The sequence below is a fragment of the Phocaeicola coprocola genome (assembly GCF_041333015.1).
Taxonomy (GTDB): Bacteria; Bacteroidota; Bacteroidia; order Bacteroidales; family Bacteroidaceae; genus Phocaeicola; species Phocaeicola coprocola.
Genome location: NZ_JBGKGM010000001.1, coordinates 2,186,252 through 2,204,704, shown reverse-complemented (window position 1 = coordinate 2,204,704; position 18,453 = coordinate 2,186,252). Strand labels below are relative to the sequence as shown.

Genomic DNA, 18,453 nt, shown 5'->3' with positions numbered 1-18,453 from the left:
TTTTTGCAGGATAAAACGTGGAAATCCATACCTTAATAATACAAAGATATATGTGGCGGGACTTGTCTATAAAGGACAATTTAATCGTTTGAATATGCAACTTACAGGTGCATATACTACATATATCAATAATATAACTGTTGATTATTTTATTGAAGATGAAAAGCTTATATCTACCTACTGTTCTGATAGGAATATGAATCAGTGGTGGGCAGCATTGGCCGCTTCTTATCGAGTTTCTGATAATTTGCGTCTAAAATTCACAGCAAAATATTTTTACACTTATGTACCTCAGCTACAGGAAATAAAAAATAATAGTACCATTGCAATATTAGACATCAACTATTTTTGGAAAGACTTTTCTCTAAATATTTATGGTAGTTCTGCCACAAGTAAATTAAATCGCTGCTCTTTAATATCAGAAAAATCTCCCGCAACCTACGGTGCATCCGTAAGCTGGAGTCACAAAGGCTGGTATATCGAAGCAGGAACAGAGACCCCTTTCACCAGGCACAGCCGATACCGCGAACATGCAGATTACGGAGTATACCAGTATAATCAGGTACAGACCAGCCGCATCTACCAGCGTACAGGTTACGTGAAACTTGCCTATACTTTCGATTTCGGACGGAAGACTTCGCGCGACAAGAACGACGTAGACCGAAGCATCAACTCGGCTATCATGAAAGTCAACTAAAATCATAGGCTGCTATGGAACACTTCCTGCTGGTATTCTATAGCAGCCTCACCAATTTATCCTCAAACCCTTTTCAATAGCGGACCAGTTTCTTCGGATTCCCGTGCCATGAACAGCCCAGGCAGAATACTTCGCTCACATCGAATCCGTCGAGCGACTCTTCCGGATTTTTAGGTATGACCTCTCCTCCCTCAACAACGTATACCAGACGGCGGTCGCCTGCTTCATTCTTTACATACATGGCAGCAATCTTACACTGCGGACAAAGCATTTTTCTCATTTCTCTATGCTGATTTTTATTAACTTTACAAAAATATAAGATAGAAACAAAAAAAGAACAGTTGTGGTTCTTTTAACAAAAGAAAATTCAGCAAACCGGCATATATTCATATTGAAAAGCTTTATTTTGCAGAAATTATTTTAAGACGCATGAACAATACAACGCTCTATATTAAAAACATGGTGTGCTACCGCTGTATTATGGTGGTAGAAGACTTGCTTGCCAAACTGGGCTTTACACCCTTGCATGTTGAGCTGGGAAAGGCTATCATACAGGAAACTGTCGGAAAAGCCGAACTGGAACATATCCGGCAAACGTTACAGTCTGTGGGATTTGAACTGATAGACGACAAACGCAACAGGCTGATAGAGCAAATCAAGCAGGAAATTATCCGGCTGGTACATAGCCAAAACGGTGAACTTAAAACAACTCTGTCGGACTTTCTTGCCGACAGGCTTCATCACGATTACAGCTCCTTAAGCAAACTGTTTTCGGAAACCAATGGCATTACAATAGAAAAATACTTCATTTCACAAAAAATAGAGCGTGTAAAGGAACTACTTGTGTATGATGAACTCTCACTGAACGAAATCGCTTTCCTGCTAAATTATTCGAGTACGGCTCATCTTAGCCGGCAGTTTAAAGAAGTGACCGGCACTACTCCTAGCGAATTCAAAAAACAAAAGATCCAATTACGCAAAGGACTGGATGAAATCGTATAAATCATACCCATAATTTTATAACACACACAATGGTCTGCCGGTGTATCTTTGCGCCAGAATCAAAAAGAAAAGAACAATGACAGACCAACAAATAAAAAAACAGACTTTCCCCGTACTGGGCATGAGTTGTGCCGCCTGCGCTGCACGTGTTAACAAAACATTGAGCCGGCAGGAAGGGGTGTGCTCGGCCAATGTCAATCTGGCAACAGCTATCGCTACCGTAGAATATGATCCGTCGCTCTGCTCGCCCGAAATGATGAAGCAGGCTGTACAAAACGCAGGATTCGACTTGCTGATTGATACGGCTAAAGAAGCCGAAAAAGAGGCTGAAGACACACATGCCGCCCATTACAGGCAATTGAAGTTCCGGACTATATGGGCTATTATCCTATCGCTTCCTGTCGCTATTATCGGAATGTTTTTCATGGATATGCCATATGCCAATTACATCATGTGGATATTATCTACTCCTGTAGTGTTCTGGCTGGGAAGCGGATTCTATGTCAATGCCTGGAAGCTGCTGAAGCACCGTTCTGCCAATATGGACACGCTGGTGGCAAACAGTACCGGAATCGCCTATCTGTTCAGCTTGTTCAACTTGTTTTTTCCCGATTTCTGGCTATCAAGGGGAGTGACTCCGCATGTGTATTTTGAAGCGGCCAGCGTGATTATCGCCTTTATCCTGCTGGGACGCACACTGGAAGAACGCGCAAAAGGCAATACATCGGCTGCTATCAGGAAACTGATGGGACTACAGCCCCGTACAGTTATCATCGATGACGGAACCGGCGAACGGGAAGTGAGTATTGATCAGATTGTTCCAGGCAACATGATTGTCGTGAAACCGGGAGAACGTATCGCTGTAGACGGAACCGTAACGGAAGGCAGTTCTTTCATCGACGAAAGTATGCTGAGCGGCGAGCCAATTCCTGTCTGTAAGTCGGCAGGAGCAAAAGTATATGCAGGAACCATCAACCAGAAAGGAAGTTTCCGGTTTCGGGCTGAAAAGGTGGGAGCTGATACGATGCTTTCTCACATTATTCATCTGGTACAGGAAGCTCAGGGAAGCAAAGCGCCCGTACAGCAACTGGTCGACAAAATTGCAGCTGTATTCGTCCCTGCTATCATGACAATGGCCGTGCTTACTTTCATTGCATGGATCGTGCTGGCGGAGAACGGCTTTACGCACGGACTGCTGGCAGCCGTTACCGTACTGATTATCGCCTGTCCGTGCGCCTTGGGACTGGCTACCCCTACGGCTATTATGGTGGGTATCGGCAAAGGGGCCGAAAACGGTATACTGATCAAGGATGCCGAAAGTCTGGAAATGGCCAAAAAGATAGATACGATTGTACTCGACAAGACGGGAACCATAACGGAAGGGAAGCCTGTGGTGACAGACATTGTCTGGGAAGCTGAGAATGCTGATATACAGCGTATCTTTCTGGGACTGGAAAAGCATTCCGAACATCCGCTGGCTACAGCCGTAGTGCAGGCATTATCTCAGGCAAATGCTGATAACGGAGGGGATTGTCTGCTAACCGGTTTCGAAAGTATTACGGGGAAAGGTGTGAAAGCAAGCTGGAACGGCAAAACGTATTATGCAGGAAACCGCCGGATGCTTGCCGAAAGGGGTATTACTATCTCTCCTGCCCTTTCAGAAAAGGCTGAAGCTTTCGCACAGGAAGCCAAAACCGTCATCTGGTTTGCCGACGAACAGCAGGCACTGGCAACTTGCGCCATTGCCGACCGGATAAAGGAAACATCGAAAAAGGCCATCGCCGAGTTACAGCAAAGAGGTATTTCAGTTGTCATGCTGACGGGTGACAATGAGCAGACTGCCCGTCGGATTGCTGCGGAGGCTGGTATCGCCGAATTCCGCGCGGAAGTGTTGCCTCAGCAAAAATCGGAGTATATCAAACAGCTTCAGGCGGAAGGAAAGCATGTAGCCATGGTTGGCGACGGCATCAACGACAGCGCCGCCCTTGCCCAAGCTGACCTGAGTATCGCCATGGGACAAGGAAGCGACATCGCCATGGATGTGGCAAAGATGACCATTATATCGTCGGACCTGACTAAAATAAGTGAGGCCATCCGGCTTTCGACACTCACCGTACGTACTATTCGCGAGAACTTATTCTGGGCATTTATCTACAACCTGACAGGAATTCCCGTAGCGGCAGGTGTGCTTTACCCTTTCACGGGATTCTTGCTGAACCCGATGATTGCGGGAGCTGCCATGGCATTCAGTTCGGTTTCGGTAGTAACAAACAGCCTCCGACTGAGAATGAAGCGAATCAGATAGTCCTCTAAATCAACATATCAAATCAACGCAGACTGCCTGCCTGTTGTCTTTTATGCATGAAACGTTTTGCAAGATATTTACGCACCGGTTCATCGTATAACTTCAGACACAGGTAGGCTAAAACGATATTACCGGCCATCAACAAGGTTGCAACTTCCCATGTTTCTCCGAAAGTGAAATACTGATTCTTTATCAGCCACGCGTAAAACAGGTAATAGAAAGGATAGTGAATGATATAAACGGGGAAAGATATATCGCCCAAGAATTTACATACGGAAGAGGAAATCGTATCGGTGGTAGAACCGGAAGCGCCTAGCCATACCAGAACCGGGAAAACAATCATAATGCACACCATTTCAAACACGCCGTTGTAACAGATGGGTTCCAAGCCCGGAATAAACGGTACGTAAAACAGGCATATCAATACCAGTGAACAAATCCAGAATGCGCCACGAACCTTCACGGGTTTAAAATAACGGCACACCAGCATACCAAGACTGAACGGGAAAAGCATGCGCAGCAAGCCTCCGATGAAATTGACAGAGTCGAGTGTCCATCCTACTCCGAGCGAACCATAACCCGAATAATCGGTCAGTGTAAAGAAGGCTAAGCAAATTCCCATGACGGCCGTCCACACAGCCAGCGCTTTGTTGCTGAAACGATGAATAAACAATGCGTACAAGATATTGCCTATATACTCGAAGAAAAGTGACCATGCAGGACCATTCAGCGGAAACATTTCGCCATTTCCGCGTATTTCGTAACTGCAACCCGGCACAGCGGGGATAAAGAACATGGCGCACAAAAGGGCAATCATCACTGCTGATGTGGCAACATGTGTTCCGTCCCACTGCACACTGCCCTGTAACAAGAAGGTTATTACTCCCAATACAGCTCCCATTACGACCATGGGATGCAGACGGATTAAACGGCGCTTAAAGAAGTTGCCGGAAGACATTGATTTTCCCCAGCGGTCGTCATACGCATAAGCGATGACAAATCCGGACAAGATAAAAAAGAAGTCTACGGCCAAATATGCATGATTAGGAGTTTCGATGATTGGGGCATTTGCCGCAAAAGCATATCCTTCAAAAACATGATACCATAAGACCAAGATAGCAGCTACCCCACGCAGACCGTCGAGCAAGTCGTAATGAGGCTTTGTATCAGAAAAAGCTGCAGATGCTTTTAATTGTTGCATGATTATCGATTTTTAAATTAAACAAATAAACTTTCAAGGTTAATCACACAACAAAGGTAGCCTCTATCCGCCAATAAAAAGTTGTCCTACATCAAAATCGGCTGCCATTATGCCTTATCATTCTCATTCGAGCGAAGCCTGCTCAACGTAGAGAGAGTAATGCCCAGATAAGAGGCGATGTAGCCTAAATTGGTTCTCTGGCAAACATACGGAAACTGTTTCTTGAACTCTTCATACCGCTGTCTGGCCGGAAGTGTAAGCCTTTCCTTATGACTTCTGTGCAGCCTTCTGTATTCATTCTGATGTATGATTCTCCCCCAGTTACAAAACTCAAGATTGGTTTCGAACAGCCGTCTTAAATCTGTCAGTTCTATTCTATACACCTCTACGTCTTCCAGTGTTTCAACAAATTCTTCGCTCTTTTTATTATAATAGAGTTCGTCCATACTGAAGACAATCCCTCCCTCACACGAAAATGAGGTCGTAATTTCTTCTCCGTCTACCAGCCAGAAAGAACGCGTCATTCCCTTTTCTATAAAATAAGCGTATCGGCAGAAAATATTCTCTTTTATAAGCTGATATCTTTTGGGATAATTACATTTTACAACAAGACTTTCCAGTTCCTTCACTGTTTCATCCGATATAGGACATAAGGCCCTCATACACGCTATTACATGCTTCATAATACTATTTCGTTTTTCAAATGACAAAGATAAGCAAGAGAAACAAAAAGCATCACGAACCGCAAAAGATTTTAGCAGAACGCAGGAGAGGTTGCAGTGTTTCGGAAAATAGTTGTATCTTTGAACAAAAGATTAATAGGTAAGGGCTTTACTTTGTTTGTTATGTAAAGTCATTTTATTCAAGGATATTCATCTGCCATGTCTGGAAACTTAACGAACCACATCGAACTGCAATCTTTCGATTTATATAATCGCATCGAACAAATTCACCGTCAGCCTACAGCCGCTCCCGAAAATATCCGGGCCAAATATATTCTTTTATACAAAGTGCTCGAACAGGCATGTTACGAACTGACGGCAGGGGTTACGTTCTCTTTCGCAAATTTGTTTTCACGCCTCGACTATATCTGTAAAGAGAAACGGATGACTCCTTCGGACAAATATGCCATACAGACCATGCGACGCAACTGCAACGCTGCCATGCGCGACGATTTCCGTCCCGTAATGGAAGAATACCTGTACGACCTCCGTGCCATAGTCCGTTTCGTTTCCCTGGCTTTCGATGAAGATATTCCAGCTTCTTTAATTCCGGAAATTCCACATTCGAACCGTCCTTATCGCGGTACGCAGTACTCACGCATCCCCTATATACGCGCAGCCGTAAGCAGTTGGGATGATACAAAGATATTTGCGGCAACCGACAGTGATGAAGATCCTTTCATCATCATTGACTATGCAAAAGGAGGATATAACAGCGACATGCTTTACGTAAAAGACTTGCTTGCTGAAAATCTTCAGCTGAATCTGCTGGATGTACATGTGGATGAAGAGAATCATTATATACCGAACCTGATTGTCATCCATCCCGACTATCTGATAGATATCAGTTCGCTGGCTGCCTGTTTCCGCGAGTACGGGCATCATCCGCTGAACTTTTTCATGAACAAGGTCAAGCCAAAGGCTAATACGGCTCCTATTCTGCTGGGTAACCTGGCCAGCCAGTTTCTGGATGATTATATAAACGAACGCGAAGATGCCCCGGTAGCCTATAGCACAACGGTCAAGAAGTTTTTTGCTTCAGCGGCTTTGGAGTTTTGTACCTGCCCTATTCCCGCCAACTTTCACGAGCAGGCGCAGGCACAAATGATGAACATCCGCTCGTTTGTACACGATGTACTGCCACATAATATTCAGGCTTTCGACAAGCACAATACCTTGCTGGAGGCTTCTTTCATCTGCGAACAGCTTGGCTTGCAGGGACGTGTCGATATGCTTCAAAAGGATTTCAAGGTACTTGTGGAACAGAAATCGGGAAAACGGGATGAATACAACCGGCGTCATAAGGAGGATCATTTCATCCAGATGATGCTTTATCAGGGGGTACTGATGTATAACTTCGGACGGAAGACGGAGGACTTGCAGACTTTCCTGCTTTATTCCAAATATACCGATGGCCTCATGATAGAACATTTTGCCGAAACTTTGTTTCGTGAGAGCATACATCTGCGCAACCGGATAGCGGCACGCGAAATGGCTTTCGGTGACGGAGCTATCGCTTCTGTAACGGAAGAACTGAGCACCGACCTGCTGAACGAGCTACAGGTGAGCAACCGCTTATGGAATGATTTTCAAGAACCGCAGTTGCAGGAAACAATCAATACGCTGAAACGCTGTACGCCACTGGAACGGGCCTACTTCCAGCGGTTCTTCACCTTTGTATCGAAAGAGCAGATACTAAGCAAAACGGGAGGAAAGAATGATTCTTCGAACGGATTTGCCGGCCTTTGGCACACTCCTCTTGCCGAAAAAATCGAATCGGGAAATATTCTGCTCGGACTGACGGTCACCGAAAAGCGTCAAAGCGGACCGGGAAAAGGATATGATATTATCGAACTCCATATACCGCAACAGGGGGAAGACTTCCTGCCCAACTTCCGCACGGGGGATATCATCATTTTTTATGCATATCAAAAGGAGCCCGACGTACGCCAACAGATACTGATGAAAGGCAATATACTCGACATACAGGCTAACAGCCTTACTATATTGCTGCGTAACGGACAGCAGAACAAGGATATCATAGGTGGAGCCGATGAAGTGTTTGCCGTAGAACATGACTCGTCTGACTCTTCGGCCATGAATGCCATGCGCGGACTATATGCGTTCCTGTCTGCCCGAACCGACCGTAAAGAACTGTTGCTGGGGCTACGTACTCCGGGGAAACATCCGGAACGTACACTGAACGGTTCGTACGGACGTTTTGACGAACTGATTCTGAAAGAAAAGCAGACGGACGATTACTTCCTGCTGGTAGGTCCTCCGGGAACCGGAAAGACATCGTGTGCCTTGCGGTATATGGTAGAAGAAGCTCTGACCGATCCGGAAGCTTCTCTCCTGCTTTTGTCGTACACCAACCGGGCTGTTGATGAGATCTGTAGCATGCTGGTCGACTCGGGCATCGCAGAAAGTACTCCTTTTATCCGGATAGGCAGTGAACTGTCATGCGATAAACGTTTCGCGCCTTACTTATTGAAGAACAGCCTTGCCGACTGCCCCAAGCTGACGGATATTCAGCAGAAAATAGCTCATACACGCATTTTCACTGGTACTACGACTGCAATAAACAGCCGTCTGCACCTGTTTAATCTGAAACATTTCACACTGGCTATCATCGATGAGGCTTCACAGATATTGGAACCGGACCTGGTCGGTATTTTATCGGCACGCCACGACCGTAGTAACGCAATCGACAAGTTTATATTGATAGGCGACTACAAGCAGTTGCCCGCCATCGCCCAGCAGGAAGAGGAAGAAGCTCGCGTAGATGATCCGCTGTTACAGTCTATCGGACTGAACGACTGCCGCAATTCGCTTTTCGAGCGTTTGTATAAACAGAGTAAGGAGGATTTCAGAAGTATTCTGCATAAACAGGGACGTATGCATCCTGCCATATCGGAATTTCCTAACCAGACATTTTACTATCGTGAGCAACTGGAGCCAGTCCCGTTGCCGCATCAGGAGGAGTGCTTGCCCTACGCCTCCGCACCTGCCCCACAGGATAATCTGGATAAATTAATACAAAGCCGCCGTATGGTGTTTATCCCCGCAGATGCTCCCGACAATCTCGCTTATTCGGAGAAAACGAACATCAATGAAGCACGAATCGTCGCCGCTCTGCTCGAACGTATTTACCGGATGACTTCCGGCACTTTTGACGCCTACAAGACTGTGGGGGTGATTGTCCCGTACAGAAATCAGATAGCGATGATACGCAGAGAGATTGCCAGAAAAGGAATCCCGGAACTGGCCCATATTTCCATTGATACGGTAGAACGCTATCAGGGAAGCCAGCGTGATGTAATCATCTATTCGTTTACCATACAGAATTTCAGTCAGCTGAATTTCCTGACGGCCAATACTTTTCAGGAAGATGAATATGTAATAGACCGAAAACTTAATGTGGCGATCACCCGCGCAAGAAAGCAGTTGTTTCTTACCGGAAACCCACAAATACTGGGGGCAAACATCACATTTTATAAACTGATGGAATATATCCGCATGAACAACGGATATAGCCAGACTGATACCGACGCATTCTGCCGGGGAGATTTCACATTGCCTGAATATATGCCGGGATGGGATTTACAATCGGAAAACTATCCTCTTTCTGAAGCGTTCGACCATGCTTTCCGTCATATAGTAGAAGAAAACAGCAAAATAAACAAGGATGAAGCACGTAACCGTGAACTGACGGCTTACGGAAGATGTGATTTCCGGAACGGAACGGATACCGTTTCTGCATACGAGCAAATACAGCTCTACAACTGCTACTATATGAGGCGTGCATACAGTGCGGCACGTGCTTTGTTCGAAAGCAACGGAGGCTGGCTGTTCAGTGCTGTCCGCAACTTATCGGGACGTGTAGTGTTCTGCGACTTAAGCTACGAAACAGGTGCTTCCGGGCTTGCCTTTATCGACGCATGCCGACGGCTCCCTCATCTGGATCTGACTTATATGGGTATTTACCCGACAAAAGAAATGGACGATATAGCCTTGCAGTTCTTCCAGTCGGAAGCGTATCGCCATGCAACTCACTGTTTCTATCCGAGAATATCGGCTGTACCGACTTCATTCTGGACGGCACACGCTGTCTTATCTGAATTGATTATTTTCAATGTTTCCAGTCTTTTCGACCGTATATCGGCTCGGGAAGCCCGCTCACTTGCCCTGGAAATCAACCAGCTTGTGCATGCCCGTCCGCTTAACCATTATGCCATCCTTTTCCGTGACGATGCCGGCGAACGCATGAATATCCATTCATACAAGACATTCTGTGCCCATCTTACACAAGAGCTCCGGCCCTTGAATGAACAAATGCCTTTTGCCGACCAGTTCTTTTACAACTGTAAGGGTGCGGATATTCCAAACGCTGAAACATTCATATACGAAATACGTACAAACAAATAATTTACACACTATAACAACCACTGATATGGATTCACCGAAAACCAGACGTGCAGTCATCATAGGAGCAACCTCGGGCATAGGCTATGAGGTAGCACAGTTATTATTAGCCGAAGGATGGTATCTCGGCATAGCAGGAAGACGCCGGGAAAATCTGCTGGAATTTCAGAAGAAATCTCCCGACAGAATAAAAATCTGTGCACTCGACATCAGGAAAGAAGGGGCAGAAAACGAACTGGAGAAACTAATAGGGGAACTGGGAGGCATGGATTTGTTTCTACAAAGTTCCGGTATCGGTTTCCAGAATTTTGAGCTTTCGCCCGACATTGAACTGAATACGCTTGAAACAAACGGTACAGGATTCGTACGTATGGTAGGATATGCTTTCCGGCACTTCCGCCAGCAGGGTAAAGGTCATATCGCAATCATCAGTTCCATAGCCGGAACTAAAGGCTTGGGTATCGCACCGGCTTATTCGGCAACCAAGCGTTTCCAGAATACATATATCGATGCACTCGAACAATTATCGCGTATGCATCACCTGCATATCAGTTTCACAGACATCCGGCCGGGCTTTGTCGCTACCGGACTTCTGAACGACGGGAAACATTATCCCATGCTCATGTCACCGAAAACAGTAGCCGCACATATCGTACGAGCCCTACACAGGAAACAGCGCATTGCCGTTATCGACTGGAGATACCGTCTGCTAGTATTCTTCTGGAAGCTTATCCCTGCGGGAATCTGGAAACGGATGCCGGTGAAGAACTAACGTTCTTTGGCTACAATGACCTGCAAACGGCGATATACATAGATAAATGCGGGTATCAAGAAGAGATTGGCAAAAAGCCATGCGGTTGGGTCGCCCACACATACTCCTACAAATCCCCAAAGTGGAACAATAATCACACTTACCAGCACACGTGCTATCATCTCTGAAACGCCGGAAAACATGGCAAGCTTGGTATATCCCGCTCCCTGAATGGAATAGCGGAGTATGCTGAGCATGCCCAGCAAGGGGAAGAAAGAAACATTGAAGTGCAGAAATAAGGCTGTATCGGCTATGATTTCCGTTTCATCAGCAGAAATGAACAGCAAGGCAAACTTATCGGCAAATCCCCAGATAAGAGCTGCCACTACAGCTACATAGATTATCATCATCAGTGAAGCCGACTTAATGCCCTGCCAGATACGGCCTGGTTTGCCCGCACCGTAATTCTGCCCGCTGTACGTAGCCATCGCCATTCCCAGACTGTCGAGCGCGCACATCACAAACATCTTGATACGCATAGCGGCTGTGAAGGCTGCCACACATGCCGTACCCAGCGCATTATTCGCACTCTGAAGCATGATACTGCCAATAGCGGTTATGGAAAACTGAAGTCCCATAGGCACGCCAATGTACATCAGTTGTCTGGCAAGTTCCGGACGGAAGCGACGGTCTAAAGGTTCTGTTTTCAGAATATCAAACTTCCGGTACATATAAAAATAGCATAATACAGCCGAAACTCCCTGAGAAAATACCGTAGCGACAGCAGCTCCTGTTACCCCCCACCCCATAATCAGTATGCAGAAGAGGTCAAGTATAATATTCAAGATTGTCGAGAAAAGCAGAAACCAGAAAGGTGTCTTGCTATCGCCCAACGCACGTATGATGCTGGACAGCAGATTGTAGAAAAATGTACACGGCACTCCGATGAAAGTTACCAGCAGATAGCTGTATGCTCCTTGAAAAATATTCTCAGGCGTCTGCATCGTCCGGAGAATAAAGGCACACAGCAGGCTGGTAAGCAATGCGATGATGACCGACATGACTCCGGCTATTTTCAGACTGACAGAAACATAACGCCGCATCGTCACATAGTCGCGCGCACCAAATTTCTGAGCTACGGGAATAGCAAATCCTCCACAGCATCCGTTGCAGAAGCCTAATATAAGAAAGACCACCGAAGTGCTTGCTCCGACCGATGCCAGGGCATTTATCCCAAGAAATTTTCCGACAATAGCCGCATCAACCAATGAATAAGTCTGCTGCAACAAGTTACCCAGCAATAAAGGTAATGTGAAATTGAAGATCAACGGCAGTGAAGGACCTGTTGTCATTTCTCTTAATTGTGCCATATCCGTGTCTGTTTCTGAAATAGGTTACAAAATTACGGAAACCCATGGATAATATTGCCGATTTAACAGTTTTCTCATTTTTTATCTTCAAAATCTTGCTATAAATCAAGACTTATTTCAGCGTCTTTCCCTTATCACGCAAATAGAGTAAATGTTTGGGAGTACCAACAACCTGCGACGTGTATATTCCTGTATGTCCGGAAAACAAATAGGCTACGACACAAGCTATGCCCAGATAAATTCCCGGCTCTATACCGAACAGTTCGATTCCCATAAAGGTACAGGCTATCGGGGTATTGGTGGCTCCGGCAAAAACGGCTACAAATCCGAGTCCGGCCAATAGGCTCATGGGCAATGGAATGATAAAAGATAAGGCACTGCCTAAGGTAGCTCCGACAAAGAACAAAGGAGTAACCTCTCCTCCCTTAAAACCAACACCAATCGTAAATGTTGTAAAAATCAGTTTCAAGAGGAAATCATACCACATCTGCTGTTCCGAAAAAGAGGCTACGATGGTCGGCACACCCAGTCCGATGTACTTGGTCGTACCCAACAGCCAGACTGCCAAGGCAATTATTATACCTCCTGCTACCGGACGTAAAGGTGGATAGGATATAAACTTTTTTGCCACTCCTCCCCAGAAACCGATAGAACGTGAGAATGCCATCGCGACAACTCCAAATACAATGCCCGAAAGAGCAACCCACAAGATATTTGAAACGCCCAGTTCCGGAACTACAGGAGCCGGATAAAGCGTATGCTCTACGCCCCAGGAATGGCAAGTCAAATGTGCAAAGGCAGCCGACAAAAAGACCGGAAGAATAGATTCATAACGCATTCTTCCCACAATGATTACCTCCAGGCCAAATACAGCTCCTGCCAGCGGTGTACCGAAAATAGAAGCAAAGCCGGCACTGATACCTATTGCCACCATAACCCGATGGTCGCGTCTGGGCAAACGGAAAAGCTTGGAAAAACGGTCGGCTATTGCCCCTCCCATCTGCACTCCGGTTCCTTCACGTCCGGCTGATCCGCCAAACAGATGTGTCAGAACTGTTCCTATATAAACAAGAGGAGCCATCCGAAAAGGAATTATGTCATGCGGAGAACGGATTTCTTCTATCAAAAAATTATTTCCCCGTGACGCCGTACCTGCCAGGTAATGATACATCAGTCCGATGACCAAGCCGGCTACAGGAAGCAGGGCTATAATCCACAGATGGTGTTCACGATATTGGGTTGCCCATTCCAGCGAAACCAACAATAAGGCGGAAGCCGAACCGATACACGCTCCGGATATAGCAGAAAGAAAAAGCCACTTGAATAAATAAAAAAGTAAAGGAAACTGTTGCAGTTTCATCGCAATGTTTTGATTTTTCTGAATCTTCATCTCTTGTCTATATTTTGTCAAACAATAAAAATAACTTCTTCGAAAACGGAAGCCGGATTCTTTTTTCAGACAAGCAGATATAGATTTTCCTGCCAGTCTTACTCCAAAGACCAACTCCGGCAGGAACTATCAGCTACTTTATTAGCGGTTTATAACAGGGAAGTCCCATTCCCCTGACTTTGAATCAGCCTGAATAATCGGTAAAATCGGACAGAATTCAAAATCGGCTGCAAAGTTATACAAAATTCTGCAAACAAAAAACTGTTTCCCGACTCACGTCGAGAAACAGTCACAACACAAACACAAAATAAAACACGACAAAACTACTATGCATTAACGCTCCTTTTCCACTTCTGGAACAGGTAACACTTACACATATTCACATACATCCAAGTGTTTTAAGCGTCTGCATCAATAAAACATTTCTTCAAACGTTTTGGTTTTATATATTAACGTTTTTTATCATTTTTCATTCAACCGATTACTGAACTCCTTTTTCACGAAGTTTCAGCTGCCAGTTCCATGCTGAACGCAGTGTTTCTTCGATAGAAGTTTCAGCCTTCCAGCCCAATTCATTGTTAGCGTAAGAAGGATCGGCCCACACTTGTTCGATATCTCCGGCACGACGACCTGCAATCTGATAATTCAGCTTCACTCCTGTTGACGATTCAAAAGCATGAATCAGTTCCAGAACAGAAAGGCCTCTACCTGTACCAATATTGAATACTTCAACTTTGTCTTTCTGTTTGTTTTCCAGGATACGGTTCATGGCAATAACATGTGCCTTAGCCAAATCGACAACATAAATATAATCGCGGATACATGAACCATCAGGTGTATTATAATCATCACCAAATACACTCAATTTTTCACGGATGCCGATAGCTGTCTGAGTCAGATACGGAATAAGATTCTGCGGAACACCGTTAGGCAATTCACCGATGAGTGCTGTAGGATGAGCACCTATCGGATTGAAGTAACGCAACAGAATAGCATGAATCGGAGAGCCGGAAGCCACAGTATCACGAATAATTTCTTCGTTTATCTGTTTTGTATTTCCATAAGGTGATTCTGCTTTCTTAATCGGAGCCTCTTCTGTAACAGGAAGTTTGTCGGGCTGACCGTATACTGTACATGAAGATGAGAAGATAATGCCCGGAACGTTATGCTTAGGCATCAGCTCCAGCAAGTTAATCAATGAAACCAGATTGTTGCGATAATACAACAAAGGTTTCTGCACTGATTCACCTACAGCCTTGCTTGCTGCAAAATGGATAATTCCTTTAATACCTGGATATTTGGTAAACACAGCATCCATTCCTGCATAATCCAAGCAGTCTACCTGTTCGAATTCAGGACGAATACCTGTAATCTTTTCAATATTATCGACTACATCAGCACGAGAGTTCGAAAGATTATCTACAATAATTACCTCATAACCACTATTCTGAAGCTCTACAACTGTATGAGAACCAATATAACCGGTTCCACCTGTTACCAGAATTCTTTCTTTCATATTGCTATAAAATTACGTCCTTCAAATTTTTTCTTCAACAAAAGTAGAAATAATTATCGAATATCACGTCATCTGTCAGAAAAAACTCTCTCAAATTTATCAAATAAATATGCAAAGGCATAAAAAAAGCAGAACTCTTTCATCCTTCCGGACAGAAAAGAGTTCTGCTCATTCAATATATTAACCAATCAGGTTTCGTGCGGATTACAGTCCAAATAAAACTGCCAGGCCTTTATCTACACCAGAGAAGCCCATGAATGCCATTGCCAGCAGACCAGCTGTGACCAATGCAATAGACATGCCACGCATACCTTTAGGGATATTCACCAGACTGAGTTGTTCACGAATTCCAGCAAAGACGATCAATGCCAAAGCAAAACCGAGAGCTGTAGAGAACGCATAGACAACACCTGTCAGCAAATCATAATTCTTCTGAATAACCAGAATAGTCACACCCAAGATACAGCAGTTTGTTGTAATCAACGGCAAGAATACTCCCAGAGCCTGATACAAAGCCGGAGAAACTTTCTTCAAAATAATTTCCACCATCTGAACCAATGCCGCAATGACAAGGATAAATGCAATGGTCTGCAAATAACCCAGTCCGAAAGCATCGAGCACAAACTTCTGGATAACGTAAGTCACAATGGTAGCCAGCGTCAACACAAAGGCAACAGCAGCTCCCATACCCATAGCGGTTTCTACCTTCTTAGAAACGCCCAAGAACGGACAGATACCGAGAAACTGTGACAACACAATGTTGTTCACAAAGATAGCGGTGATAAATATCAATATATATTCCATATCTTCTACTTTTTAGGAGTTATGCCTTTTTCAGACGGTTTACAATAGCAATCAGGTAACCCAATACGATGAATGCTCCCGGAGCCAGTACAAAGATCAGCATACCATATTCTTCCGGCATGATGGCAATGTTAAACAACTTACCTGTTCCAAGGAATTCACGAACACCGCCCAACAGTGTCAGAGCAATGGTAAAACCAAGTCCCATACCCAGTCCGTCGAAGAACGACGAAAGCGGATTATTCTTTGCAGCAAAAGCTTCTGCACGTCCCAGCAAGATACAGTTTACCACAATCAAGGGGATAAACAATCCGAGGGTAGCATACAGTGCGGGGACATAAGCCTGCATCACCATCTGCAACAAGGTTACGAACGAAGCGATAACTACAACGAAAATAGGAATACGTACCATGTCAGGAACCAGATTCTTAATCAACGAAATCACCACATTCGAACAGATAAGAACGAACATAGTAGCCAGTCCCATTCCCATACCATTAATGGCAGAAGAGGTAGTACCCAGCGTAGGACACATACCCAAAAGGAGTACAAACGTAGGATTTTCTTTTACAATCCCGTTCATCAATACTTTAAAATTATTCATAGTCTGCTCCTTCCTATTAATTATTTTCAACATTTGTACTATCAGCAGCAACAGCTGTTTCAGCATCTGCCTCTTCAGCCTGGGTAGTTGCACCGCTAGCACCATCTACATACTGATTCTTATATGCTGCATAAGCATTGTTCACTGCCAGCAAGAAAGCGCGTGAAGTAATGGTAGAAGCCGTAATCGCATCGATCTGTCCCCCATCCTTGCTTACAGTCAGGGCTGCTTCACCCGGATTCTTTCCGGTAATGTCGCCTTTAGCTCCCTTTTTAAACCAGTCGGCAGCCTTCGAACCCAATCCCGGAGTTTCTGCATGACTTAACAGAGAATAATCGATGATATTTCCATCATTATCAAAACCAACCAATACGGTCAGCGCACCACCGAATCCGTTTGCCGACGACTCTACGGCAGCTCCTATCGGCTCTCCGCCTTTAGTTGCTTTATAAATCTTATAAGTAGCACCGTTTACCTCTACAGTTTCGGGCGCTTCGGCAGGGTTGTTGTCAAATCCCGGAACCACTACAGCAATTGCATCACTCAATGTTTTAGCATTTGCCTGAGCAATCGGCTCAGCGGTAATATCGTTCACCCAGCCCAATAAACCTCCGGCTACTACAGAAAAGCCTGTTAGTGCCAAGGCCATATTCTTTAAAGATGATTCAAGTTTTTTCATTTCTTTACTACCTCCCCGAATCGTTTAGGTTTACAATAAGTGTTAATCAACGGAGTAAATGCATTCATGATGAAAATAGCGAATGACATTCCTTCCGGATAAGCACCGAAAAGACGAATTACCACTGTCAGGAATCCGATAGCTACACCATAAATGATCATTCCTTTATGAGTCATAGGTGAAGTAACATAGTCGGTAGCCATAAAGATTGCTCCCAACATCAAACCACCGGTAAACAGGTGAACGAACGGAGATGCATAAGCTACAGGGTTTGCCAGATGCATCAAGCCTGAGAATACGAACACTGTTGCGATGATAGATACCGGAATATGCCATGAAATGATTTTTTTCCATAACATATATACCAGACCGATAAGCAAAGCCAATGCACTGATTTCACCGATACATCCCGGATTGTTACCCAAGAAAAGACTCATTGTATCGGGCAACTGGCTCAATGCATTTGCATCGCCATGTACAGCCTGCTTCATCAGAGCAAGTGGAGTTGCAGCTGTTTCAGCATCTGTATAGCTTGCCCACTGACCGGTAACAGGCCATGAAGTCATCTGTACAGGGAAAGAAATCAGCAAGAAAATACGTCCTACCAAAGCAGGGTTGAACGGGTTACATCCCAATCCGCCGAAAGTCATCTTACCAATACCGATAGCAACCAGCGCACCGATGATGATAATCCATAAAGGAAGATTAGAAGGCAAGTTGAATGCAAGAAGAATACCGGTCAGCGCAGCAGAACCATCCATAATGGTAGTACGTTCACGCTTCAAGATATACTTTGTAATAGCCCATTCGAAAAACAGACACGCAATGACAGAAGTCAACGTGACAATGACAGCCCCCAGACCGAACATGTAGAATGATACAAGCAAGGCAGGCACCAAAGCGATGATTACACCATACATATTCTTCTGTACGCTGTCACCGCTATGCACGTGGGGTGATAATGATACAATTAATTTGTTTGCCATA

14 protein-coding genes, 1 pseudogene and 1 riboswitch are annotated in these 18,453 nt (G+C 44.9%); of the genes and pseudogenes, 5 read left to right on the top strand and 10 right to left on the bottom strand.

Annotated elements, in window-relative coordinates; translation table 11 throughout:
* Window positions 1-697, top strand: a pseudogene (locus ACDG22_RS09065) (TonB-dependent receptor); the annotation flags it as partial.
* A gap of 73 nt (window positions 698-770) precedes the next feature.
* Here ACDG22_RS09065 and ACDG22_RS09060 read toward each other — a convergent pair.
* Window positions 771-977 carry a hypothetical protein gene (locus tag ACDG22_RS09060; protein ID WP_007566093.1) on the bottom strand — a complete coding sequence of 69 codons (207 nt, stop codon included), beginning with the start codon at window positions 975-977 and terminating at the stop codon, window positions 771-773.
* A 149-nt stretch (window positions 978-1,126) separates the two neighbouring features.
* On the opposite strand from ACDG22_RS09060, the gene ACDG22_RS09055 reads away from it, so the two are divergent.
* Together ACDG22_RS09055 and ACDG22_RS09050 are read left to right on the top strand one after the other, a co-directional pair.
* A complete protein-coding gene (locus ACDG22_RS09055; protein ID WP_022125645.1) occupies window positions 1,127-1,699 on the top strand; it encodes a helix-turn-helix domain-containing protein in 573 nt (190 codons plus the stop codon).
* A 76-nt stretch (window positions 1,700-1,775) separates the two neighbouring features.
* Window positions 1,776-4,004 (top strand): heavy metal translocating P-type ATPase, encoded by a 2,229-nt coding sequence (locus ACDG22_RS09050; RefSeq protein ID WP_007566089.1) that lies wholly within the window; start codon window positions 1,776-1,778, stop codon window positions 4,002-4,004.
* 22 nt (window positions 4,005-4,026) lie between these two features.
* Here ACDG22_RS09050 and ACDG22_RS09045 read toward each other — a convergent pair whose 3' ends face one another.
* Together ACDG22_RS09045 and ACDG22_RS09040 are read right to left on the bottom strand one after the other, a co-directional pair.
* Window positions 4,027-5,205, bottom strand: a complete 1,179-nt coding sequence (locus ACDG22_RS09045) for an acyltransferase family protein (protein ID WP_022125643.1) — start codon at window positions 5,203-5,205, stop codon at window positions 4,027-4,029.
* A 107-nt stretch (window positions 5,206-5,312) separates the two neighbouring features.
* The gene (locus tag ACDG22_RS09040) at window positions 5,313-5,888 is read right to left on the bottom strand and encodes a Crp/Fnr family transcriptional regulator (protein WP_007566085.1); all 576 of its coding nucleotides are present in this window, start codon (window positions 5,886-5,888) and stop codon (window positions 5,313-5,315) included.
* Window positions 5,889-6,086: 198 nt separating this feature from the next.
* Here ACDG22_RS09040 and ACDG22_RS09035 point away from each other — a divergent pair, with 198 nt between their 5' ends.
* Both ACDG22_RS09035 and ACDG22_RS09030 read left to right on the top strand, forming a co-directional pair.
* The gene (locus tag ACDG22_RS09035; RefSeq protein WP_370858845.1) at window positions 6,087-10,355 is read left to right on the top strand and encodes an AAA domain-containing protein; all 4,269 of its coding nucleotides are present in this window, start codon (window positions 6,087-6,089) and stop codon (window positions 10,353-10,355) included.
* A gap of 25 nt (window positions 10,356-10,380) precedes the next feature.
* A complete protein-coding gene (locus tag ACDG22_RS09030; protein ID WP_007566082.1) occupies window positions 10,381-11,124 on the top strand; it encodes an SDR family NAD(P)-dependent oxidoreductase in 744 nt (247 codons plus the stop codon).
* Here the strand turns inward: ACDG22_RS09030 and ACDG22_RS09025 are convergent.
* The 7 genes from ACDG22_RS09025 to ACDG22_RS08995 all read right to left on the bottom strand — a co-directional run bounded on the left by ACDG22_RS09025 (window position 11,121) and on the right by ACDG22_RS08995 (window position 18,452).
* Window positions 11,121-12,473 (bottom strand): MATE family efflux transporter, encoded by a 1,353-nt coding sequence (locus ACDG22_RS09025; protein ID WP_007566081.1) that lies wholly within the window; start codon window positions 12,471-12,473, stop codon window positions 11,121-11,123. The two genes, ACDG22_RS09030 and ACDG22_RS09025, sit on opposite strands and share 4 nt — an antisense overlap.
* Before the next feature lie 112 nt (window positions 12,474-12,585).
* The gene (locus ACDG22_RS09020) at window positions 12,586-13,863 is read right to left on the bottom strand and encodes a voltage-gated chloride channel family protein (RefSeq protein WP_007566079.1); all 1,278 of its coding nucleotides are present in this window, start codon (window positions 13,861-13,863) and stop codon (window positions 12,586-12,588) included.
* A 113-nt stretch (window positions 13,864-13,976) separates the two neighbouring features.
* Window positions 13,977-14,045: riboswitch (Fluoride riboswitch) on the bottom strand.
* 299 nt (window positions 14,046-14,344) lie between these two features.
* Window positions 14,345-15,379 (bottom strand): UDP-glucose 4-epimerase GalE, encoded by a 1,035-nt coding sequence (gene galE / locus ACDG22_RS09015; protein ID WP_007566077.1) that lies wholly within the window; start codon window positions 15,377-15,379, stop codon window positions 14,345-14,347.
* Window positions 15,380-15,583: 204 nt separating this feature from the next.
* The gene (gene rsxA, locus ACDG22_RS09010) at window positions 15,584-16,183 is read right to left on the bottom strand and encodes an electron transport complex subunit RsxA (RefSeq protein WP_007566073.1); all 600 of its coding nucleotides are present in this window, start codon (window positions 16,181-16,183) and stop codon (window positions 15,584-15,586) included.
* 19 nt (window positions 16,184-16,202) lie between these two features.
* Window positions 16,203-16,787 carry an electron transport complex subunit RsxE gene (gene rsxE / locus ACDG22_RS09005; protein WP_022125638.1) on the bottom strand — a complete coding sequence of 195 codons (585 nt, stop codon included), beginning with the start codon at window positions 16,785-16,787 and terminating at the stop codon, window positions 16,203-16,205.
* Between the two features lie 16 nt (window positions 16,788-16,803).
* Window positions 16,804-17,466 carry an RnfABCDGE type electron transport complex subunit G gene (locus ACDG22_RS09000; RefSeq protein WP_007566071.1) on the bottom strand — a complete coding sequence of 221 codons (663 nt, stop codon included), beginning with the start codon at window positions 17,464-17,466 and terminating at the stop codon, window positions 16,804-16,806.
* On the bottom strand, window positions 17,463-18,452 hold the full coding sequence (locus tag ACDG22_RS08995; RefSeq protein ID WP_007566070.1) for an RnfABCDGE type electron transport complex subunit D: 990 nt from the start codon (window positions 18,450-18,452) through the stop codon (window positions 17,463-17,465). Before ACDG22_RS08995 ends, ACDG22_RS09000 begins: the two co-directional genes overlap by 4 nt.
* Between the last annotated feature and the right edge of the window lies 1 nt (window position 18,453).